This window comes from Streptomyces sp. NPDC096105 (assembly GCF_044763335.1).
Taxonomy (GTDB): domain Bacteria; phylum Actinomycetota; class Actinomycetes; order Streptomycetales; family Streptomycetaceae; genus Streptomyces.
Map to the genome: position 1 here is coordinate 211987 of NZ_JBIWGC010000004.1, position 20871 is coordinate 232857.

Below are 20871 nucleotides of genomic sequence, written 5' to 3' on the forward strand. Positions count from 1 at the left end.
AGACGCCGGGACGCGGCGGCTCAGGACCGCCCCGGCCGTAGGGCGCGGACCCACGCGTGCCCCGCGCACGCGGCCGGGGCGCCGGGACGTCGGGGTGACTGCCCCGGTGTGGCCCGCGGCGTACCGGGCTCAATGCTGGTAGAAGATCCGGTCGCCGTACTCCGACAGCACGTGGGCGTTCCAGTCGTGGCCGCCGTCGACGTTGCCCGAGCGCAGCAGGGGCGGCTCGATGCCGCGGCCGGCGAGGGCGGCCGCGGCGGTGGCCATGACCGCCTGCAGCAGCGCCGAGGTGACGACCGTGGACGCCGGCGCGAACGGCGCGGGCACGCCCTCCCAGGTCAGCTCGGCGTCGCCGACCGTGACCCCCGAGTCCAGCACCAGGTCGCAGTGGTCCTTGAGGAACGTCCCGGAGGGGTTCCGCGCCGTCGTCCGTGCCGCGTACGCCACCGACGTCACGCCGATCACCTTCACGCCCTTGGCGCGCGCCTTCACCGCCATCTCCACCGGCAGCGCGTTGCGCCCGGACAGGGAGATGATCACCAGCAGGTCGCCCTCCCGCAGCGGGGAGGAGTCCAGCACCACACCCGCCAGCCCGTCCACCCGCTCCAGTGCGGACCCCAGCGTCGCCGGCCTGACGTCGACGCCGACGGCCCCCGGCACGGTGAGCAGGTTCATCAGGGCGAGTCCGCCCGCGCGGTAGACGAGGTCCTGCGCGGCGAGCGAGGAGTGGCCCGCGCCGAAGGCGAAGAGCCGTCCGCCGTCGGCGACCGTGTCCGCGATCATCGTGCCCGCGGCCGCCATCGGCCCGTCCTCCTCGTCGCGGAGCCGCCGCAACAGCCCGATCGCGGCGTCGAGGAACTGACCGGCGGGCGTGCGGTCGCTCATGCGGCTCCCTTCGGGGCGGACCTGTCGCGGATCACCGTGCGGTCCGGACCGCTGCCGTGTCAATACGGTGCCCGGACGGCCGTTCTCCCGGTGGCCGGCCCCCCGTGTTTCCGAGGCGCGGCCCGGTTGTCCGTCGTATGCGTAAGAATTGGGTATCGGGCCAGCGCACACGCCGGTGAGTCGTCCAGCCTTCCGGCAGAGCCAATCCGCAGATCTCATCAAGGGGCAAGTATGTCCGGACTGATCGACACCACGGAGATGTATCTCCGCACCATCCTCGAGCTGGAGGAGGAAGGTGTGGTCCCCATGCGCGCCCGGATCGCCGAGCGGCTCGACCAGAGCGGGCCGACGGTCAGCCAGACGGTGGCCCGGATGGAGCGCGACGGCCTGGTGTCCGTCGCCCCGGACCGCCATCTGGAGCTCACGGAGGAGGGCCGCCGGCTGGCCACCCGCGTGATGCGCAAGCACCGCCTCGCCGAGTGTCTCCTGGTCGATGTGATCGGTCTGGAGTGGGAGCAGGTGCACGCCGAGGCGTGCCGCTGGGAGCACGTGATGAGCGAGGCCGTCGAGCGCCGCGTCCTGGAGCTGCTGCGGCACCCGACCGAGTCGCCGTACGGCAACCCGATCCCGGGACTGGAGGAGCTGGGCGAGACCGACGGCGCCGTCCCGTTCCTCGACGAGGGCATGGTGTCGCTGGCCGACCTCGACCCGGGCGCCGAGGGCAAGACGGTCGTGGTGCGCCGGATCGGCGAGCCGATCCAGACGGACGCGCAGCTGATGTACTCGCTGCGCCGGGCGGGTGTGCAGCCCGGCTCGGTGGTGAGCGTGACGGAGTCCGCGGGCGGCGTGCTGGTGGGCAGCAGCGGCGAGGCGGCGGAGCTGGAGGCGGAGGTCGCCTCGCACGTCTTCGTCGCCAAGCCCTGACGCCGGCCGCCGGCGGGGGGAACGGCCGGGGCCGTGACCGGTGGGACGAGCGGTTCACGCCCGCCGGTCGGGAACGCGCCGGATCCGGCACCGTCGCGTCCTCGTTGCGCCGAATCGCAGCGGTCGCCGGGCCGACGTGCGAGGCTGTCGCGTGAGGCATATGACCTGAGGGGTTCTTGGCCCGGCGACGCGGACGCCGCCCGGGCCGGGGAGGGACGGGACGATGTGCCGTGACCACGTGAGGAGCCCCGGCGCCGCACGGCGCCGGGGCCTGTCCTCCCCTGTGCTGACCCGGAGCCCCGAGCTCTCAGGGTCATTCCCCTCGGACCGATTTCCCCGAGCGGTCCGCCTCCCGCTGAAGATCTCCCCCGGGCCACGGCGGTCAAATCCCGAGCGGGGTCACTCGAACGAGGGGTGTTGGCGGGCAAAAGGGCATTCTCGAATACTCATTCGATAACGTGCGGCAATGGCAACAGGCAGAGGCCGGCGGCCGGCGCGAGCCGGGGCGCCGGCGGCAGGCAGTGGGCAGGCAGCGAGCTTGGGGGGTGCCAGGACCATGGCGCGACGCATCGACGTGACGGGGGCGGACGGCGTACGCCTGGCCGCCTGGGAGTTCGGCGACCCGGCCAAGGCCGGACCCGGCCCCGGGGGAGGAACCGCGCCGGACGCGCCCGGCGTGCTGTTACTGCACGGCCTGATGGGCCGCGCCTCGCACTGGGCGTCCACCGCCCGCCGGCTCTCCGCGCGGCACCGGGCGGTCGCCCTCGACCAGCGCGGCCACGGCCGCAGCGACAAGCCCCCGGAGGGCGCCTTCAGCCGCGACGCCTACGTCGACGACGCCGAGGCCGCCCTCGAACAGCTCGGCCTCGGCCCCGCCGTCCTGATCGGCCACGCGATGGGCGCGCTGACCGCCTGGCAGCTGGCCGCCAAACGCCCCGACCTGGTCCGTGGCCTGGTCATCTGCGACATGCGGGCCTCCGCCCTCGGGGGCGCCTCGCAGCGCGAGTGGGCGGAGTGGTTCACGTCCTGGCCGGTCCCCTTCGCCACCCTCGCCGACGTACGGAAGTGGTTCGGCGAGGACGACCCCTGGGTGGAGCGGCCCCATCCGGCCCGGGGCGAGTTCTACGTCGAGGTGATGGCCGAGTCCTCCGACGGCTGGCGCCCCGTCTTCGACCCCGACCAGATGCTCCGCTCCCGCGAGACCTGGGTCCACGACGCCCACTGGGAGGAGCTGGCCCAGGTCCGCTGCCCCGCCCTGGTGGTCCGCGGCCTGGACGGCGAACTGGGCCGCGCCGAGGCCCAGGAGATGGTCCGCGTCCTCCCCCGCGGCCAGTACGCCGAGGTCGCCGACGCCGGCCACCTCGTCCACTACGACCAGCCCGAAGCCTGGCTCGCCGCCATCGAACCCTTCCTGGCCTCCCTCGACGCGGCGTGAGGCCGGCGAGGGCCGGCGGTGATGCCCGGGGAGGGGCCACGGTACGCCGCTGTGCCGCCGCCGGTCTTGACCGGGCCGGCCGGGGGCCGTCCCGCACCAGGACCGCCCCGGCCCGCCGGAGCCCACGGGGGACGGCGTCGCCCGGCGTGCGCGGGCGCCCCGCCCGCCCCTTGCCGACGGCCGTGACGACCTCCGGGAGGCGGGCCGCCGTCCGGGGCACGGCGAGGCGGAGGCCACCCGGGCCGAGCACGTCGAGCAGTCGGGCGGCCCGCTTGTCGGCCTCCTCGCCGGGCAGCCCGCGCGACCGGCCGGCACAGGCGAGCGGTTCGCGCCCCGACAACCGCTCGAAGGGGCGAAGTCCCCCCTGGAGGACACCGACCGGGCTCTCACCTGAACCCGGTCGCGCCACACGTCGTGGCCGGCGATCTCGCCGGTGCCCTGGTCCGGGCGCAGCAGCCCCGTCACCAGGGACAGGGCGGTCGTCCTCCCGGCGCCGTTCGGCCCGGCCGGGCCGACGGACCGCCCCGCGGGCGGCTCCAGGTCGATCCCGCCGACGGCGACCTGCTCCCGAACCGCTTCCACAGCCCCTGCGCGCGTACGGCGACAGCCCCCACCACGTCTTCCTCCGTCGCCCGGAGCCTACGCGGAGACCAACGCGGCACGCGGACCCGGGGAGTGAGCCTCCGTCACCGGTTCTGGCCGCAGGCGTACGCGAGCGCCGGCGCCAGCTCCTCCGCGTCCGGCAGCCAGCGGTTCTCCTGGGTCGGCCGGCGGACCCACTGCACGGCACCGTGGCGCCCGACCCGGGTCGGCGGCGCGGTCACGTACGCCCCCTCGCCCAGGACGGCCAGATCGAGCGACGACGCCGTCCAGCCCAGCGCGCGCAGCAGATCCGGGAGCTTCGCCGCCGCTCCGGGCAGCACGAAGAACTCCGTGCGCCGGTGCGGCGTCCGGGTCACCGGGCCGGGCGTGAGGCGCATCCGCTCCATCCGCGCCAGCGCCAGGAGACCGGCCGTCTCCGGCACGGAGATCGCGTCGAAGGCGCGCCCGGTGGGCAGCAGGATCGAGGCGCCGGGCCGCTGCTGCCACATCCGGCGCGCGGCGCCGGCACTCCCGGTCGCCCGGTCCGCCCAGTCGGGTCCCGCCGGGTGCGCGCCGGGGGCGGAACACGCCGCGTCACCGCACGAGCAGGCGTGCATCCCGTCGACGACCTCGGTCCAGGTGCCCGGCACCACGTCCCAGTGGCGCTCCTCGGCATAGCGCACGGCGGTCTCCAGCAGCGATTCCCCGCGCTGCGTCGGGATCTGTACGGCGTCGGCGCCCGCGATCGTCTCTTCCACGATGAACACAACTACTCCCGTCACCAGGGGTTACGCCCTGCCGAATGCGCGGGGGAGGGGCACCGGACCCGTGTCCGGGGCGCATGGGTGCATCCATGGGGGCGCGCGGGAGGAACCGCCACCGCGACGGGGTAACCAGGAGGGGGGTCGGCAACCGTCGATACCCCGGCAATTCTCACATGTCCCGCATTGTCGGTATCTCGACGGGGCATTGATCCTCCCGGCCGGACGTCTCGCCGGGACGACGTGAGACGTACGGCCGCGGAAGACACGTCAACCCGGTGCGTGGGCAGGCACCGCAGCCTCAGGGGGTACGCCATGGCCGCAAGGCCGCTCGTCGCCCGGCAGCCGAACGAACGGCTGCAGGCGCTCATCCAGGAAGCCGGATGCTCCAACGCCGGACTGGCCCGCAGGGTCAACATGTGCGGTGCGGAGCACGGCCTCGACCTGCGCTACGACAAGACGTCGGTGGCCCGCTGGCTGCGCGGACAGCAGCCGCGGGGCCGGGCGCCGGCCGTCATCGCGGAGGCGCTGGGCCGCAAGCTGGGCCGCACGGTGACGATCGACGAGATCGGCATGGCCAACGGCAAGAACCTCGCGTCGGGGGTCGGCCTCCAGTTCTCGCCGACGGTACTGGGCGCCATCGAGCAGGTCTGCGAGCTGTGGCGCAGCGACGTGGGGCGGCGGGACTTCCTGTCCGGGTCGTCCGTCGCCGCCTCCGCGCTGGTGGAGCCCAGCCGGGACTGGCTGATCTCCGCGCCCGACGGCCAGGTCGCGCGCTCCACCGGGCCGCGCGTGGGCCAGTCGGACGTGGCGGCGGTGCGGTCCATGACGGAGGCGCTGGTCGCGCTGGACCACCAGTACGGCAGCGGGCACGTCCGCCCGGTCGCGGTGCACTACCTCAACAGCGTGGTCTCGGGGATGCTGGCGGGGTCGTACCGCGAGGCGGTGGGGCGCGACCTGTTCGCCGCCGTCGCCCGACTGACCGAACTGGCCGGGTACATGGCCGTCGACACCGGCCAACCGGGCCTGGCCCAGCGGTACTACATCCAGGCGCTGCGGCTCGCGCAGGCCGCCGGGGACCGCGGCTACGGCGGGTACGTGCTCGCCGCGTCCATGAGCCACCTCGCCGCCCAGCTCGGAAACCCGCGCGAGATCGCCCAGTTGGCGCGCGCGGCGCAGGAAGGAACGCGGGGGCGCGTGACACCCCGCGCCGAGGCGATGTTCCTCGCGGCCGAGGCCCGCGGGCACGCGCTGATGGGCGACGCCCAGGCCGCGCACACCGCGGCGGGGCGTGCCGTGAGCGCCCTGGAGGCCGCCGACCCGGGCTCGGGCGACGACCCGCCGTGGATCGCGCACTTCGACGAGGCGTACCTGGCCGACGAGTTGGCGCACTGCCACCGCGACCTCGGCCAGGCGGAGGCCGCCGCGCGGTGCGCGCAGGAGTCGCTGGACGGCCACCCGCCCGCACGTGCGCGGCGCCGGGCCATCGGCCATGTGCTGCTCGCCACCGCGCAGGTGCAGCAGCGCGAGATCGAACAGGCCTGTGCCACGGGCCTGAAGGCGGCCGAACTGCTCGGCAAGCTGCGCTCCAACCGGGGCGCGGAGTATCTGGAGGACCTCCAGCAGCGCCTCGAGCCGTACCGGGAGGAGCCGGTGGTACGGGAGTTCGGGGCGCGGATGGGGCTCCAGACGGCGGCGTGACGTTCGCGACACCGCGTGCGGCACGGGAGGCGGGCGGGACGGAGGGGACGTGATCAGCGTGTGGTGACCAGGTTTTGTTACCGCGCTCACAGGGCAGGAGGCCGGGTTCTGTGCTGCGTGGCACGGGGCTCCGGGGACCCGGTAGCGTGAGCCGACGATTCACAAGGTCCCCCATTGGTAGGAGTCCCGGTGACGCAGAGTGGACAGGGCGAGGATCCCTCGGCGCCCCCCGCGCGCGAAGGCATCGTGCTGCCCTCGGACGGTGGTGAGCCCCTGCTGCCGGGCCTGACGTCCGGTCCGGTCGCGCCCGGCGGCACGGGCGGTCCGTCCGCCGGCGGGTTCCCCGCCTCGGCGCCGCCCGGCGGCCGGACCTGGGGAACCTCCTGGGGCCCCGACCAGCAGGCCGCCGCCCCCTCCGCGGGCCAGGGGTGGCCGTCCGCGGACGACGGGCAGTGGCAGCAGCAGCCGCCCTCCTGGGACGCCGGAAGCCGGCCGCAGGGCGGCCCCGGCCCGCTGCCGCCCGAGGGCGCCCCGCCCCAGGGCGGCTACCCGCCCGCGCACGGCGGGCACGGCGCCTACGGCTGGGGCGGCGCGCCCGCCGGGCAGCAGGGCCCCGGCTACGGCCACACCGGCACCGACGGCTACGGCCAGGCCGCCTCGGGCGCCGCCGCGTACGGCGGGCACGCCGCGGGCGGCCCGCTGCCTCCGCAGCACGGCTACGGCGCCCCCGGCGGCGGGTACGGCTACCCGCCCGCCCACGGCGCCCCGCTGCCGCCGCCCGCGCCCGGCGCGGACGAGGGCGCCACGCAGCTCATCCCCCCGGTCCCGGCGGGCGGAGCCGACGAGGGCGCGACCCAGTACATACCTCCGGTCCCGGCGGGCGGAGCCGACGAGGGCGCGACCCAGTACATACCCCCGGTCGCCCCGGGCGCGCTGCCGCCCGAGATGCCCGCCGCGCACGACGCGGAGGCCACCCGCGGCCTCGGCATCGCCCAGCAGCCGGCCGGCCCGGGGCCGTTTCCGCGGCCCGGCACCCCGGACGCCGAGCCCACCCAGTTCATCGCCCCGGTCACCGACCAGGGGCCGCCGCAGCCGTACGGCGCCGCGCCCGGTGACGCCGGCCGGCAGCCGCCCGCCGAGTTCGACAACCTCTTCCGCAACGACGACGGCGCGGCGGGCACCACCCAGCAGATGCCGCGCGTGGACCACGGCCCTCCCGCCCGGACCGACCGCACCCCGCCCGCCCCGCCCGGCGCGGGCCGCGGGGGCCACGGCGGACGCGGCGGACGCGGCGGTGGCGGCGGCAACGGCGGCCCCCGCTGGCCGCTGATCGCCGCGGTCGGCGTCGGCCTCGCCGTCGTCGGCGTCGGCGCGGGCGCCCTGCTCGGCAGCGGCGGCAAGGACGACGGCGGCGGCACGAACCAGCCGGTCTCCGCCACCGCGCCCGCGAGCGTGGAGGCCTCACCCTCGCCGACCGTCGACCCGGCCCGCGAGCAGGCCGTCGAGCTGGACAAGCTGCTGGCGCACAGCGGCGACAGCCGCAGCACCGTGATCAGCGCGGTGGAGGACGTGAAGGCGTGCCGCGACCTCGGCAAGGCCGCCTCCGACCTGCGGGAGGCCGCCAAGCAGCGGAACCAGCTGGTGACCGACCTGTCCCAGCTCCCCGTGGACAAGCTGCCCCAGCACGAGGCGCTGACCGAGGCGCTGCGGGAGGCGTGGAAGGCGTCCGCCTCGGCCGACGACCACTACGCGCGCTGGGCGGACCAGACCAAGGGCAAGAAGGGCTGCAAGAAGGGGCAGGCGCGCAGCACGGGGGAGACCGAGGCGGGGAACCGTGCGAGTGGGACCGCCACCGAGCAGAAGAAGAAGGCCGCGAAGCTGTGGAACGGGATCGCCCGGCAGTACGGGCTGACCGAGCGGACGCCCACGCAGTTGTGAGGGGTGGGTCCGCCCGAGGGCGGGCGCTCCTACAGGGCTGCTTCCTTCAAGGCGGACGTCACGTCCGTGAAGCCGTCCGCGGCTGAGACGAGGCGGCCCCGCTCGACCACCTGGAGGGTGACGTTCGCGTTGACCAGGCGGGGGAGGCCGACCGCGGCGAGGACGTCCTGGAACGTCCAGCGCAGGGTGGGGGTGAGGTTGCCGGTGGTGACCTTCAGACCGCCGTCCAGCGCGCCGGTCACGGCGTCCGCGCTGACCTCCCCGTCCCCGAGCGACTCCACGGCCTGGCGGAACACGGTGTAGGCGATCCACGTCGTCTGCACCCCGGCGTCCGCCGGGTCGATCCGGTTGTCGCCGAACGCCTCCGCCCGGACGACCTCCTTCATCGGGTCCCAGCGCGCGTCCCCCGCCTCCGGGTACCAGCCGGTGACGTACGCCCCCTCGTACGGCCCCGACGCCCCGCCGGAGGCGTCCAGCACCGTCTGGTCGACGCTGCCCAGCACGGTCGCGGTGCGCACCTCGGGGCGCTCGCCGCGGGCCCGCCGGAAGGAGTCCATGAAGGTGCCGGTGCGGTCGCCGAGCGCCGGCACCACGCAGCCCTTCTCCCCGGTGTCGGTGGCGGCGTGCTCCAGCGCCCGCTCGGCGGCGTCGCCGTAGGAGGTCGCGGCCTCGGCGGCGCGCAGGTCGCCGGCCGGGTCGTGGCCGCCCGCCGTGAGGCCGGAGTTCAGCAGCGGCGGGAGCTGGTCGCCCGCGATGGTGTCCGGCCGGACCAGGGCGACCGGCCCGCACACGTCGGCGAGGGTGCGGCCGAGCCCGGCGAGCAAGGCGGGCTGCCCGCCGTTCACGGGGTAGGACAGCGGGCTGGTGAACTCGTCGTGGGTGATGCCGTAGCCGCCGATGTACGGGATGCCGGCGGCCTCCAGCGTGGGCAGGAAGGCGTCGCCGTGCTGGCTGTAGGAGCCGACCACGGCGACGGCGTTCTCCGCCACCGCGCGCCGGGCGCAGCGCGCCGCGGCCACCGCGTCGTCGCGTTCGTTGCAGGTCAGCACCTTCAGCGTGCGGCCGTTGAGGCCGCCGCGGGCGTTCACCCAGCGGCCGTAGGCCTCGGCGAACGCGGGCATGCCGGGTTTGTTGGTGGCGCCGGTGCCCTCGGGCGCCCACGTCATCACGGTGATCGTGTCGTCCCCGGAGCCCCCCGTGACGCCGGGGACGACCCCGCAGCCGGCGACCAGCGCGGTGCACGCCGCCAGCGCGCCCGCGGCCAGGACGCCGGCGCGGGCGGGCCGGACGAGGGGGCGGGGGAGGACGGTGCGGGGGGTGCGTCGCCTGCCGGTCATGCCCCCGCACCCTTCCCTCACACGGCTAACCGTGACGTGACGCTCGGTCGACGAGGGGTGACGCGGAGGTGAATTGCGGGGGTCCGTCCGGCGCGTACGAGGTGGAAACGTACGATCGACGACCGTGCAAGGTTCGGAGAACTCTTCCCGTCGCGGCCGTCGCTCCTCCACCATGGGCGGCATGCCGCTCAACGACATGCCGTGGTGGCGCTGGCGCAGCAATGTGCGCTCCGCGCTGCACATGCTCTCCGACCCCGTCTTCCAGCGGGACGTCTGGCTGGCCGGGGTCCCCGGCTACGGGGACGTCACCGACGCCGTGTACCGGCTGGTCGAGGACACCTGGCTGGACAACTGGTCCGCGGAGAAGTACGTCGGCACGATCTTCCGCGACTCCCAGGAGGCCGCGCTCGTCGACACCGCCGTGCTGCGCGTGCTGCGGATCATGCACCAGGTCGGCCCGGACGCCCCGGTCGCCGCGTACCTGGAGCACGAGGGCTGGCCGGAGGCGGTGCGCGCGGCGCGCGACGCGCACGTACGGATGGCGGCGAGCGACGGCGACGACCCGGACGCGCCGCCCAGCACGCTCGAGGTGCTGCGCATCCTGACCCGTTCCGCGTAGCGGGACGACCGGCCGGACGCCGGTCCGTGTGTGCGACCCTTTTCCCATGAGCGAGCAGTCCACCCGAGCCGCGGCCCCGGCCGACCAGTACGTCCTCACCCTGTTCTGCCCCGACAAGCAGGGCATCGTGCACGCCGTGTCCAGCTACCTGTTCATGACCGGCTGCAACATCGAGGACAGCCAGCAGTTCGGCGACCACGACACGGGTCTGTTCTTCATGCGCGTCCACTTCTCCGCCGAGGCCCCGGTCACGGTGGACAAGCTGCGGGCGAGCTTCGCGGCGATCGGCGACTCCTTCCAGATGGAGTGGCAGATCAACCGGGCCGACGAGAAGACGCGCATCCTGCTGATGGTCAGCAGGTTCGGGCACTGCCTGAACGACCTGCTGTTCCGGGCGCGGACCGGTGCGCTGCCCGTGGAGATCGCCGGAGTGGTGTCCAACCACACCGACTTCGCCGAGCTGGTGGCCTCCTACAACGTCCCCTTCCACCACATCCCGGTGACCAGGGACACCAAGCCGGAGGCGGAGGCGCGGCTGCTGGAGATCGTGCGCGAGGAGGACGTCGAGCTCGTCGTCCTCGCCCGCTACATGCAGGTGCTCTCCGACGACCTGTGCAAGCAGCTCTCGGGGCGGATCATCAACATCCACCACTCCTTCCTGCCGAGCTTCAAGGGCGCGAAGCCGTATCACCAGGCGCACGCGCGGGGCGTGAAGCTGATCGGTGCGACGGCGCACTACGTCACCGCCGATCTCGACGAGGGGCCGATCATCGAGCAGGAGGTCGAGCGGGTGTCGCACGACGTCACCCCCGACCAACTGGTCGCCGTCGGGCGGGACGTGGAGTGCCAGGCGCTGGCGCGGGCGGTGAAGTGGCATGCGGAGCGGAGGATTCTGCTGAACGGCCGCAGGACGGTCGTCTTCGCCTAGAGGGCGGGTCGCCCCGGTTCCGCCGGCGGCCCTCGACGCACCCGCGGGTGCGCTACATCCTGCTCATGCTCGCCGCGGCCAGCAGCACGTCCCTGATCGCCTCGCGGTCCCCCTCCTGCCCGGCCGCCGCCTCAGGCGGCGGCAGATGCCCCGCCGCCAGCCGGCAGAACTCCGCCCCGTCCAGGGCGACATGAGCCACTTCGTGTTCGGCGGACCCCTTCGCCGCCGGCGAGTCCAGCGGGATCAGCCACTCCCCGCCGCCGGACCCCTCGATCTCCAGCCGCAGGCTGCGTCCCGGCTCCCCGGCCGCGACCAGGCGGCGTTCCACGGGCGCGGCCAGCCCGTGGCGCCGGCGGTGCTCCAGCACCAGGGGCAGCATCCGGGCCGCGAGGTCCACCATGTCGTGCAGGTGCTGCCCGGAGGGCGGGTCGTAGGGGTAGTCCACCGCCTCGGCGATGTCCTCCGCGTGCACCCAGCACTCGAAGGCCCGGTCCAGCATGGCGTCGTGCAGCGGCAGCGCGTAGTCGCCGTAGGGGACGGTCATGCGGCCGGTGCCGCTGCCGGTGAAGGAGACCGTGCGGATCAGCCGGTGGCTCTGTTCCCGCCAGGGGCCGCGGACGGCCCGGGTGGGCGGGAAGCGGGCGGCCCGCCAGTAGGCCTCCGTGCGGTCCGAGGGGGTGGGGCGCTCGGGCCGGACGTCGCCGAGCGGGTCCTCCAGGCCCAGGGCGACCGCGACCAGTCCGTCGACGGTCAGCAGGTGGGCGATGGCCCCGGCGACGGTGGTGCGGCGGCTGCTCGCCTCGTCGCCCTCGTACCAGCGCAGCCGCACCGGGGCGTGCCACTCGTTGTCCCCGAAGTCCTGGAGCAGCGCGTCGAGCCGGGCCGTCTCGGCGTCGTAGGCGGCGGCCCACTCGGGGACCGGGACGCGCGGCGGGCGCCGCTCCAGGCAGGTCTCCAGGACGCGGGCGCGCAGCGCCGGGTCGAGGTCGAGGCTCTCGGGGCGCTGGAGCAGGCCGACCGCCTCGCGCAGCCGCAGCGCCTCGTCCGCGCAGGGCCCGCAGACGCCGAGGTGCGCCTCGACGGCCTGGGCCTCGGCGGGCGCGCAGGCGGCCAGGGCCCAGGCGCCCAGCAGTGACTTCAGCACATGGTGCTCCGGGCCCGGGGGCGGGCCGTCCGGCCCGGGGGCGAGGGGCGCGCGGCCGTCGTACGGCCCGGGGCGCCCGTTCACGCGGCCCCTCCGATTCCGGGCGGCGCGCCCGGCGTCCCGGTGTCGTGGGCGGTGGCCAGCAACTGGAGGCCGAGGCGCAGCCGGCGGCGGGCCTCCTCGTCGGTGACGCCGAGGGCGGCGGCGGTCCGGCGGTAGTCCCGGCGCTGGAAGTAGGCCAGTTCCAGCGCGGCCCGCAGCGGGGCGGGCATGGACTGGACGATGTAGTCGGCGCGGGCGGCGACCGTGGCGTGCCGGACCTTGCGCTCCAGGTCCTCGGTGGTGCCGGGGCCGCCCAGGGCGAGCGCGGCGGTCTCGGTGGTGCGCAGCCGCTGTACGGCCAGCCGGTTGGTCAGGGCGGCGAGCCAGCTGCGCAGCGGGCCCTGCCGGGGGTCGTAGGAGTCGGGGTGCTGCCAGACGTGGGCGAAGACGTCGCGGGTGACGGTGTCGGCCGCGTGTTCGTCGCCGAGGACGCGATGGGCGAGGCCGTGCACCAGGGAGGCGAAGCGGTCGTAGAGCTCGCCGAGGGCGGCGGCCTCCCCGCGGGCGAGCCGCTGCTGCATCGTGCGGTCCCAGCGGGGCGGTACGTCCCTCTTCGGCATGCGGCCCCTCACCCCCTGTTCGTCCCCCGGGCCCCGGGGTGGTCGGTGCCCGGGCCGGTGCGTGACCGGCGATGCCACGAATGTAGTCGCCATGGGGGCGCATGCGCGCCCCTTTGCAGCAAAGTGCGCCCCTCACGGGGGCTTCCGTGGTAGAGGACCGCCCGCGCAGGTCGCACGGTGTGCGCCTCATGTCTGCCCCACCAGAGGGCGATCGGAACCGATCGAATCGGATCGATTGCGACTATTACCAGCCTTCTCTGTTCGGTAACCGTTTTTGGGGCCGCGTTTCGGGGAACGGCCGGTGGGCAGCCGCGCAGCAAGGAAGCGTAGGCATTGCTTCCGTTCGGCGAGCGAGGGGCGTGGTGGTGACCTTCACAGTGACCGGCCAGGAGAACGGCGCATGGGCCGTCCTCCGGGTCTCCGGCGAGCTGGACCTGGCGACGTCCCCGGTGCTGCGGCAGCGGGTGCACGACGCCGTGGCCGAGGGGCGGCACCGGCTCGTCCTCGACCTCTCCGAGGTGTGGTTCTGCGACTCCAGCGGGGTGGGCGTGCTCATAGCCTCCCGCCGGCTGCTGCGTTCCTGCCAGGGCCGGCTGCGGCTGATCCTGCCCGCGCGCGGCGCCGCCGACGGCAGCCACGTCAACAAGGTGCTCGGCGCCCTCGGGGTGCGCCGCCTGTTCGAGATCCACCCGGACGTGCCGTCCGCCGTCGACGAGGACGCCCGCCCGCTCCCGGCCTGACCCCGTGCACGCTCCCCCGCCCGAGCGCGTGACGGCCCCCTGACACGTGTCACACGTGTGTCCCGGTGTTCCCCCGGTCCTGGTGCGAGCCCCCTTTCCGGCTCCCCCGCGCCCCCGCACCGCGTACGCTCCCAGCGAGACGACCCTCCGACCTAAGGCGGCCTGAGAAAAGACATGGTCACCAGCGAGTACGAGCGCAGGATCGCGGCCCGCTTCGCCGGCTTCGACCAGGACGGCAACGGTTACATCGACCGCGAGGACTTCAACGCGGCGGCCAAGGCGCTGCTCGCCGCATTCGACACGGCGGCCCGCTCCGACCGGGGCCAGGCCCTGTACGCCGGGGCCGAGGCGTTCTGGCAGGGCATGGCCGGCATCGCCGACCGGGACGGCGACCAGCGCATCACCCGCGAGGAGTTCGTGAACGGCGCGCTCAAGCGGCTGCGGGACAACCCGGAGCGGTTCGCCGGGATCGCCCGCCCCTTCCTGCACGCGGCGCTCGCCGTCGCCGGCGCCACCCCGGACGGCGCCGTCGGCGTGGCGGACACCGCGCGCGTGCTCCAGGTGCTGGGCGTCGACGGGGAGCTCGCCGGGGAGGCCGCCGCGAAGCTGGACACGGACGGGGACGGCCGGATCGGCGAGGAGGAGATCGTCTCCGCGTTCGCCCGCTACTTCACCGTCCCCGGCTGACGCGCCGCGCGTCCGTGTCACCGATCGTGGCATTGCCCTGATCACGGAGCGTCGGGGCCGGCTCGGCCCGGTGCGTTCCTCCGTCACGGCCCGCAGTCGGAGCGCGGCTCCGGTACCGTGTGCGGGATGCGAGTCGTCATGAGCGCACCGCGGCCGGGCCGCCCTCGGGGCGGCGGCCGGCCGGCCCGTGCCCGCGGCCCGCTCGCGGGGCGGGCGGGCCGTTCGCGGCGCTCCGTTCGACTCCCCGTGGCGAGCGTCGCACAGTATGCCGCACGGGTACTCCTTCGCGCTGGAATATGCCCGAAGCGCTTGTTGCGGTGACGGAACGTCAACCATGCTGGCCCACAAGGGAATCACGGTCCGTGATCCCTGTCCCGGCCGTTGTTCTGGCCATGCAGGGAATGGCTAGGATCGTGGCCCTCGTGAGGCGCGAGTCCAAGTGTCCGCCGGTTCGGATGGTGTGAGCGGTGCAGGTGCTTCAAGTGCAGCTGGAGATCCGGCCCGACCCCGCTGAGGTGGGGCGAGCCCGGCGCTGGGCCCGCTCGCGGCTGGCCGGAGCCGGCATAGGGGCCGACGAACCGCTGGCCGAGACGCTGATCCTGCTCGTCTCCGAGCTGGTCACCAACGCCGTCGTGCACACCGGCTGTCCGGCCGTCCTCAGACTCTCGCTGCCCGGGGCCGACGCGACCGGGGAGGTCACCGTCCGCCTGGAGGTCGCCGACCGCAGCGACCGGGCGCCGGTGCCGCGCTGCGTGGGCGGCGAGGCGACCGGCGGACGCGGACTCGCCCTCGTCGACGGGCTCGCCGACCGCTGGGGCTGGAGCACCGAGGGCACCGGCAAGCGCATCTGGTGCGAACTCGACCGCTGCGGCCGGGCGTCCGGCGCCGCCCGCGCCTCCTGCGGCAGCGGCGTCGTGACGTACGACGGGCTGGCGTACGGGGCGGTCTGAGCACCACCCGCCGTACGGTTGCCGCGCCTTCGGGGAGGGACGGGCGCACAGGGGGACGGCGGCGCGGCGCCGCGCGTGATCCGGTGCGCCGGGCGTGCTCCCGTGCGCCGAGGCGGCGAAACGGGCGATTGCCGCAATCCGCCCGCCGTCCGGCTGGACGGTGTTGACGCGCCGTGACCGGGTGATCACCCTGGTCGTCAGCGATTCGCCGCGAGGGGACGGCGAGGGCCCCGCGACGGGAGTCCTCGGCGAGTGTGGGTCGTGATCCGGCGCGTGCTCCCGGGGGTGGGGGACCTGGCGGGAGAGCCGGAGAAGAAGGGCGGTGCGGGGCTGTCGCGCTCGGGGCGAGCGGCGCCGCACCGCCGAGGGCCTGTCCACAGGCTGTGGACGGTCCACGGGCGCCCGGCGGGACTCGGGGCGGCTGTCAGCTCCCGGCCGCTGCCGCCTCCCCGCGTTCCGCGCGGAACGTGCGGCGGTAGGCCGTGGGCGTCACGCCGAGGGCCGCCTGGAGGCGGGCCCGCAGGGACTGGGCCGTGCCGAAGCCCGCGTCCCGCGCCACCTGGTCCACGGTCAGATCGGTCGACTCCAGCAAGTACCGCGCCCGCTCCACCCGTTGACGGGTCAGCCACTGCCCCGGACTGACCCCGGTCTCCTCCCGGAAGCGGCGGGTGAAGGTGCGCACCGACATCGACTCCCGCCCGGCCATGTCGCGCAGCTGGATCGGCTCGTGCAGCCGGCCCAGCGCCCAGGCGCGGGCGCCGCTGGTGGACGCCTGCTGCGGGTCGGGCACCGGCCGCTGGATGTACTGCGCCTGCCCGCCGTCCCGGTACGGCGGCACCACCGTGCGCCGGGCCACGTCGTTGGCGACGGCGGCGCCGTGGTCGCACCGCACCATGTGCAGGCACAGGTCGATCCCGGCCGCCACGCCCGCCGAGGTGAGGATGTCGCCGTCGTCCACGAACAGCACGTCCGGGTCGACGTCGATCCGGGGGAACAGCCGCTGCAGCCGCTCCGCGTCGGCCCAGTGGGTGGTGGCGCGGCGCCCGTCGAGCCGGCCGGCGGCGGCGAGGACGTACACCCCGGTGCAGATGGAGGCGATGCGGGCGGTCGGCGGGACGCGGCCGAGGGCGTCGGCCAGTTCGTCCGTCAGCTCGCCCCGCTCGAAGACCGGGCCCCGCTCGTGGCAGGCGGGGACGATCACGGTGTCGGCGCCGGCCAGGGCCTCCGGGCCGTGGGGGACGTGGACGGTGAAGTCGGCGTCCGTCTCGACCGGGCCGGGCGGCCGGACCGAGCAGGTGAGCACCTCGTACAGCGGGCGCCCGTGCTCGTCCCGGGGGCGGCCGAACACACGGTGCGGGATGCCCAGCTCGAACGGCAGCAGCCCGTCGAGGGCGAGCACGACCACGCGGTGGGGCCGGCGGCCGGCGGGGGAGGACGGGAGTCCGGCCGTGTCCAGAGGCATGGCCCGATCCTAGCGAACGCTGTCCTTCGGGCCACTCGTTGAAGGGGACATGCCTCCCCGAAGCTGTACCGCGTGACCACGACCAGCAGGACCGCCGCCGGGCCGCCCGCGAGCGGCCGCAAGCCGAACCGCCTCCGGGTGCACCGGGCCTGGTTCGTCGCCGCCGTCACCTTCGTGACGATCATCGGCGCCGCCGCCTTCCGCGCCGTGCCGGGGCTGTTCATCGACCCGTTGAACGACGAGTTCGGCTGGTCGCGCGGCACCATCGGCGCCGCGGTCTCCGTCAACCTGGCGCTGTACGGCCTCACCGCCCCGTTCGCGGCGGCGCTGATGGACCGCTACGGCATCCGCCGGGTCGTCGCGGTCGCCCTGACCGTGATCGCGGTGGGGTCCGGCACCACCGTGTGGATGACCGCCGCCTGGCAGCTGATGCTCTGCTGGGGCCTGCTGGTGGGCCTCGGCTCCGGCTCCATGGCGCTGGCCTTCGCCGCCACCGTCACCCACCGCTGGTTCACCGAGCGGCGCGGCCTGGTCAGCGGCATCCTCACCGCCGCGTCCGCCTCCGGGCAGCTGATCTTCCTGCCGCTGCTGTCATGGATCGTCGACCGGTACTCCTGGCGGCCCGCGGCGGTGACGGTGGCGCTCGCCGCGCTCGCGGTGGTGCCGTTCGTCTGGCTGCTGCTGCACGACCACCCCGCCGACGTGGGACAGAAACCGTACGGGGCGAAGGAGTTCGTGCCCAGGCCGGCGCCCGTGCCCGGGGCCGCCCGGCGCACGCTGACGGTGCTCGCCTCGGCCGCCCGCACGGGCCCGTTCTGGCTGCTCGCCGGCACGTTCGCGATCTGCGGGGCCTCCACCAACGGGCTGATCCAGACCCACTTCGTGCCCGCCTCGCACGACCACGGCATGCCCGTCACCACCGCCGCGTCCCTGCTGGCCGTCATCGGCGTCTTCGACGTGGTCGGCACGGTGGCGTCCGGCTGGTTCACCGACCGTTTCGACGCGCGCCGGCTGCTCGCCGTCTACTACGCGCTGCGGGGCGTCTCCCTGCTCTTCCTGCCCCTGCTGCTCGCGCCCTCGGTGCACCCGCCGATGCTGCTGTTCATCGTCTTCTACGGCCTCGACTGGGTCGCCACCGTGCCGCCCACGCTCGCGCTGTGCCGGGAGCACTACGGCGACGACAGCCCCGTCGTGTTCGGCTGGGTCCTGGCGTCCCACCAGGTGGGTGCGGCGGTGGTCGCCTTCGTCGGCGGTCTCGCGCGGGACGCGTTCGGCACGTACGACGTGGTCTGGCTCGGGTCGGGGGCGCTGTGCGCGGCGGCGGCGCTGTTGGCGCTGGTGATCCGCGAGCGGCCGGCGGACCGCCCGGACGCGGTGGCCGTGGAGGCGGTGGACTGAACCGCACGCCCGCGGTCCGGGGGCGGCGCGTCCGTGGGGTCAGGCGCCCGGCAGCCGGGACGCCTTGCCGCTGCGGGCGACCGCCCGGGCTATGCGCTGGGCGTCCAGGGCCATCTCCCTGAGGTTGCCGCTGATCGGGTTGGTGAAGCCGGTGAAGTACAGGTCCGGGGCGCCGGCCGGGGTGCGGGCGCCGTGGACCACGGGCCTGCCCCGGTCGTCCAGCACGCCGAGGCCGCCGACCAGGCCCTCCAGACCGCGTTCGTAGCCCGTGGCCGCGATCACCGCGTCCGGGGCGACGCGCTCGCCGTCGGCCAGCAGCACCTCGTCGTCCTCGAAGCCCTTCACGGCGGCGACCACCTCCACCCTGCCCTTGCGCACGGCGTCGACCAGACCGACGTCCTGCACCGGGATGGCGCCCTCCAGGACGCGGGAGTAGAGCCCGGCCTCCGGGCGGGGCAGGCCGTGCTCGGACAGGTCCGGCAGCGCGATCCGCGCCTGGAGCCGGCTGATCCGGTCGACCAGGCCCACCGGCAGCCGGCGCACCAGGATCGCGGAGTACTGCGCGGGCCAGCCCGCGGTCGAGCGGCGCACGATGTGCGGCGGGGTGCGCACCGCCAGCCGCACCCGGGAGGCGCCGCCCTCCACCAGGTCCACGGCGATCTCGGCGCCCGTGTTGCCGGCCCCCACCACCAGCACGTCCCGCCCCGCGAACGGCTCGGCGTTGCGGTACTGCGACGCGTGCAGGAACTCCCCGCCGTAGGTGTCCCGGCCGGGCCAGCCGGGGACGCGCGGGGTGTGGTTGAAGCCGGTGGCGACGACGACCGCCGCGCCGGTCAGCTCACGCCCGCCGGTGGCGCGCAGCAGCCAGCCGGTGCCGTCGGGGGTGCGCTCGACGCGGGACACCTCGACACCGGTGACGATCTCCAGCCGGTGGTGCTCGGCGTACTTCTCCAGGTAGCGGACCACGTCGTCGCGGGACGGCCAGCGTCCGAAGCGGCGGGGCATCGGCAGGCCGGGCAGCGCCGACCGCCGCCGGGTGGTGTGCAGGTGCAGCCGGTCGTAGTGGCGGCGCCAGGAGTCGCCGACCCGCTCGGAACGCTCCAGGACGACGGCCCGCACCCCGCGGGCGCGCAGGGCGTACGCGACGGACAGTCCGCCGGGGCCGCCGCCGATGACGTGGACGGGGCGGTCCGCCCGGCGGGGCGCGGTGGGCTGCGCGGACGTGGTGGAGTCGGCCATGACCGCGAGCGTAATCCGGCAGCTGCTTGATGGGTCTCGGTCAAGACCGGAATTGGTTGCGGAATGATCACATGATTCCACCGCGATCGCGGGTTTGAATGCCCTCATGGTCTCTTCGCACCCACGCGCCCGGCTCCGCCCGCCGTCCGGACTCCGCGGCCACGGTCTGTTCCTGCGCCCCTGGGACCCGGAGTCCGCCGCCGACGCCGAGACCTGGCTGCGCGGCATCACCGACCCGGAGTTCCGGCGCTGGAACACCCCGCTCCGCCCGGTCACCGACCTCGCCGGCGCCCGTGAGGCGCTGTGCGCCCGCGCCGCGCAGACCGCGGACGGCGCGGGCGTCTCCTTCCACGTCGCCGACGCGGACAGCGGTACGGCGCTGGGCCACATCGGCGTCACCGAGATCCGCCCGGTGCTGCGCTGTGGCCGCGTCGGCTACTGGGTGCTGTCCGAGGCGCGCGGCCGGGGCGTGGCCACCCGCGCGCTGCTGCTCGCCGCGGAGTGGGCGCTGACCGACGGCGGCCTGCACCGCCTGGAACTGGAACACGCCGTCGGCCACGCGGCCTCCTGCCGCATCGCGGAACGCTGCGGCTTCCTCCCGGAGGGCACACTCCGCGGCGCGATGTTCGCCGCCGGCCGCCACGACGCCTACCGGGACGCCCACCTCCACGCCCGCCTCACCACGGACGCGGTTCCGCCGGGTCCCTGAGGCGGCCGGGCCGCGCGGGCCCGGGCCGATCGGACCGGCCCGCGCTCCGGCGCCCCGGCCCCGGAACCCCCCGGCCCGCTCACGGCCAGAGCAGCTCCTTGACCCAGCCCTCCTTCTCGCGGCGGTACCGCAGGCGGACGTGGCGGCGGTGGGGGTCGCCCTGGAAGAACTCCGTCTCGTCCGGGGTGAGGCGGTAGAGGGTCCAGGAGGGGGCCGGGGTGTCCGGGGCCCGGCGGGCCCGGGCCCAGGCGGCTTCGGAGGCGCGGGTGAGGTCCTCCGGGGAGGGGAGCACCGCGCTCTGGCGGCCGGTCAGGGCCGCGGCCAGGGCGCCGGTGGAGCGGGCGCGCAGGTCCGCCCGGGCCTCCTCGGGCGGGGCGACCGACACGGGGCCCCGTACCCGGACCTGGCGGCCCAGGACCGGCCAGTAGAAGGCGAGGGCCGCGTACGGGCGGGCCGCGAGGTGCCCGCCCTTGCGGCTGTGCGCGTGCGTGGCGAACGACCAGCCGTCCTCGTCCGCGCCGTGCAGCATCACGATCCGTACGTCCGGCAGGCCCGCCGCGTCCGCCGTGGCCAGGGACATGGTGTGCGGCTCGGGCTGGCCGGCCGCCGCGGCCTGCGCCAGCCACCGCGCGAACAGCGGCAGCGGCTCGGCGGGGGCTTGCTCCGGATCGAAGGGACGCAGGTCGGTGACGGCCGGGTCCCACACCCGCAGGGACCGCAGCAGTGCGTGGAGGTCGGGTTCCATGGGGCGATTGTCGGCCCCCGGAGGC

The 20871-nt window shown here is 75.2% G+C and carries 19 protein-coding genes and 1 pseudogene; 11 read left to right on the plus strand and 9 right to left on the minus strand.

Annotation, left to right across the window (positions count from 1 at the left end; all coding sequences use genetic code 11):
- Positions 1–129: 129 nt before the first annotated feature.
- Entirely contained in the window at positions 130–885 is a 756-nt protein-coding gene (locus tag ACIQ8B_RS08830) for an SIS domain-containing protein (RefSeq protein ID WP_403546260.1), read from the minus strand.
- A gap of 231 nt (positions 886–1116) precedes the next feature.
- Here ACIQ8B_RS08830 and ACIQ8B_RS08835 point away from each other — a divergent pair, with 231 nt between their 5' ends.
- On the plus strand, positions 1117–1809 hold the full coding sequence (locus tag ACIQ8B_RS08835; RefSeq protein ID WP_106413727.1) for a metal-dependent transcriptional regulator: 693 nt from the start codon (positions 1117–1119) through the stop codon (positions 1807–1809).
- A 556-nt stretch (positions 1810–2365) separates the two neighbouring features.
- Positions 2366–3244 (plus strand): alpha/beta fold hydrolase, encoded by an 879-nt coding sequence (locus ACIQ8B_RS08840; RefSeq protein ID WP_403546261.1) that lies wholly within the window; start codon positions 2366–2368, stop codon positions 3242–3244.
- A gap of 232 nt (positions 3245–3476) precedes the next feature.
- Here ACIQ8B_RS08840 and ACIQ8B_RS08845 read toward each other — a convergent pair.
- Positions 3477–3861 (minus strand): annotated as a pseudogene (locus ACIQ8B_RS08845) (ATP-binding cassette domain-containing protein); the annotation flags it as partial.
- Positions 3862–3930: 69 nt separating this feature from the next.
- Positions 3931–4593: a bifunctional DNA primase/polymerase gene (locus ACIQ8B_RS08850; RefSeq protein ID WP_403546262.1), complete on the minus strand. Its 663-nt coding sequence runs from the start codon at positions 4591–4593 to the stop codon at positions 3931–3933.
- 309 nt (positions 4594–4902) lie between these two features.
- On the opposite strand from ACIQ8B_RS08850, the gene ACIQ8B_RS08855 reads away from it, so the two are divergent.
- On the plus strand, positions 4903–6288 hold the full coding sequence (locus tag ACIQ8B_RS08855) for a transcriptional regulator (protein ID WP_290001354.1): 1386 nt from the start codon (positions 4903–4905) through the stop codon (positions 6286–6288).
- Positions 6289–6477: 189 nt separating this feature from the next.
- Positions 6478–8226 carry a hypothetical protein gene (locus ACIQ8B_RS08860; protein ID WP_403546263.1) on the plus strand — a complete coding sequence of 583 codons (1749 nt, stop codon included), beginning with the start codon at positions 6478–6480 and terminating at the stop codon, positions 8224–8226.
- A gap of 29 nt (positions 8227–8255) precedes the next feature.
- On the opposite strand, the gene ACIQ8B_RS08865 is transcribed toward ACIQ8B_RS08860, so the two are convergent.
- Positions 8256–9563 carry an ABC transporter substrate-binding protein gene (locus ACIQ8B_RS08865; RefSeq protein ID WP_290001348.1) on the minus strand — a complete coding sequence of 436 codons (1308 nt, stop codon included), beginning with the start codon at positions 9561–9563 and terminating at the stop codon, positions 8256–8258.
- A 172-nt stretch (positions 9564–9735) separates the two neighbouring features.
- On the opposite strand from ACIQ8B_RS08865, the gene ACIQ8B_RS08870 reads away from it, so the two are divergent.
- Both ACIQ8B_RS08870 and purU read left to right on the plus strand, forming a co-directional pair.
- Positions 9736–10182, plus strand: coding sequence for a hypothetical protein (locus ACIQ8B_RS08870; RefSeq protein ID WP_106413734.1), 447 nt, complete (start codon positions 9736–9738; stop codon positions 10180–10182).
- A gap of 46 nt (positions 10183–10228) precedes the next feature.
- Positions 10229–11110, plus strand: a complete 882-nt coding sequence (gene purU / locus ACIQ8B_RS08875) for a formyltetrahydrofolate deformylase (RefSeq protein WP_403546264.1) — start codon at positions 10229–10231, stop codon at positions 11108–11110.
- Between the two features lie 52 nt (positions 11111–11162).
- On the opposite strand, the gene ACIQ8B_RS08880 is transcribed toward purU, so the two are convergent.
- Together ACIQ8B_RS08880 and ACIQ8B_RS08885 are read right to left on the minus strand one after the other, a co-directional pair.
- Positions 11163–12338 carry a maleylpyruvate isomerase N-terminal domain-containing protein gene (locus ACIQ8B_RS08880; protein ID WP_403546265.1) on the minus strand — a complete coding sequence of 392 codons (1176 nt, stop codon included), beginning with the start codon at positions 12336–12338 and terminating at the stop codon, positions 11163–11165.
- Positions 12335–12916 carry a sigma-70 family RNA polymerase sigma factor gene (locus ACIQ8B_RS08885; RefSeq protein WP_106413737.1) on the minus strand — a complete coding sequence of 194 codons (582 nt, stop codon included), beginning with the start codon at positions 12914–12916 and terminating at the stop codon, positions 12335–12337. Before ACIQ8B_RS08885 ends, ACIQ8B_RS08880 begins: the two co-directional genes overlap by 4 nt.
- Positions 12917–13275: 359 nt before the next feature.
- Between ACIQ8B_RS08885 and ACIQ8B_RS08890 the strand changes: the two genes are divergently transcribed.
- From ACIQ8B_RS08890 to ACIQ8B_RS08900, 3 genes are all read left to right on the plus strand, one after another.
- A complete protein-coding gene (locus tag ACIQ8B_RS08890; RefSeq protein ID WP_106413738.1) occupies positions 13276–13656 on the plus strand; it encodes an STAS domain-containing protein in 381 nt (126 codons plus the stop codon).
- Positions 13657–13830: 174 nt separating this feature from the next.
- Positions 13831–14343 carry an EF-hand domain-containing protein gene (locus tag ACIQ8B_RS08895; RefSeq protein ID WP_403546266.1) on the plus strand — a complete coding sequence of 171 codons (513 nt, stop codon included), beginning with the start codon at positions 13831–13833 and terminating at the stop codon, positions 14341–14343.
- 482 nt (positions 14344–14825) lie between these two features.
- The gene (locus ACIQ8B_RS08900) at positions 14826–15293 is read left to right on the plus strand and encodes an ATP-binding protein (RefSeq protein WP_403546267.1); all 468 of its coding nucleotides are present in this window, start codon (positions 14826–14828) and stop codon (positions 15291–15293) included.
- 424 nt (positions 15294–15717) lie between these two features.
- On the opposite strand, the gene ACIQ8B_RS08905 is transcribed toward ACIQ8B_RS08900, so the two are convergent.
- Positions 15718–16755 (minus strand): GlxA family transcriptional regulator, encoded by a 1038-nt coding sequence (locus ACIQ8B_RS08905; protein WP_403546268.1) that lies wholly within the window; start codon positions 16753–16755, stop codon positions 15718–15720.
- 72 nt (positions 16756–16827) lie between these two features.
- On the opposite strand from ACIQ8B_RS08905, the gene ACIQ8B_RS08910 reads away from it, so the two are divergent.
- On the plus strand, positions 16828–18153 hold the full coding sequence (locus tag ACIQ8B_RS08910) for an MFS transporter (protein ID WP_290001338.1): 1326 nt from the start codon (positions 16828–16830) through the stop codon (positions 18151–18153).
- A 39-nt stretch (positions 18154–18192) separates the two neighbouring features.
- On the opposite strand, the gene ACIQ8B_RS08915 is transcribed toward ACIQ8B_RS08910, so the two are convergent.
- Positions 18193–19392: a flavin-containing monooxygenase gene (locus tag ACIQ8B_RS08915; RefSeq protein WP_403546269.1), complete on the minus strand. Its 1200-nt coding sequence runs from the start codon at positions 19390–19392 to the stop codon at positions 18193–18195.
- Positions 19393–19498: 106 nt separating this feature from the next.
- Between ACIQ8B_RS08915 and ACIQ8B_RS08920 the strand changes: the two genes are divergently transcribed.
- On the plus strand, positions 19499–20101 hold the full coding sequence (locus ACIQ8B_RS08920; protein ID WP_403546270.1) for a GNAT family N-acetyltransferase: 603 nt from the start codon (positions 19499–19501) through the stop codon (positions 20099–20101).
- Between the two features lie 79 nt (positions 20102–20180).
- Here the strand turns inward: ACIQ8B_RS08920 and ACIQ8B_RS08925 are convergent, their stop codons facing one another.
- Complete coding sequence (locus ACIQ8B_RS08925) at positions 20181–20846, minus strand: pyridoxal 5'-phosphate synthase (protein WP_290001331.1); 666 nt, start codon at positions 20844–20846, stop codon at positions 20181–20183.
- Positions 20847–20871: the final 25 nt, after the last annotated feature.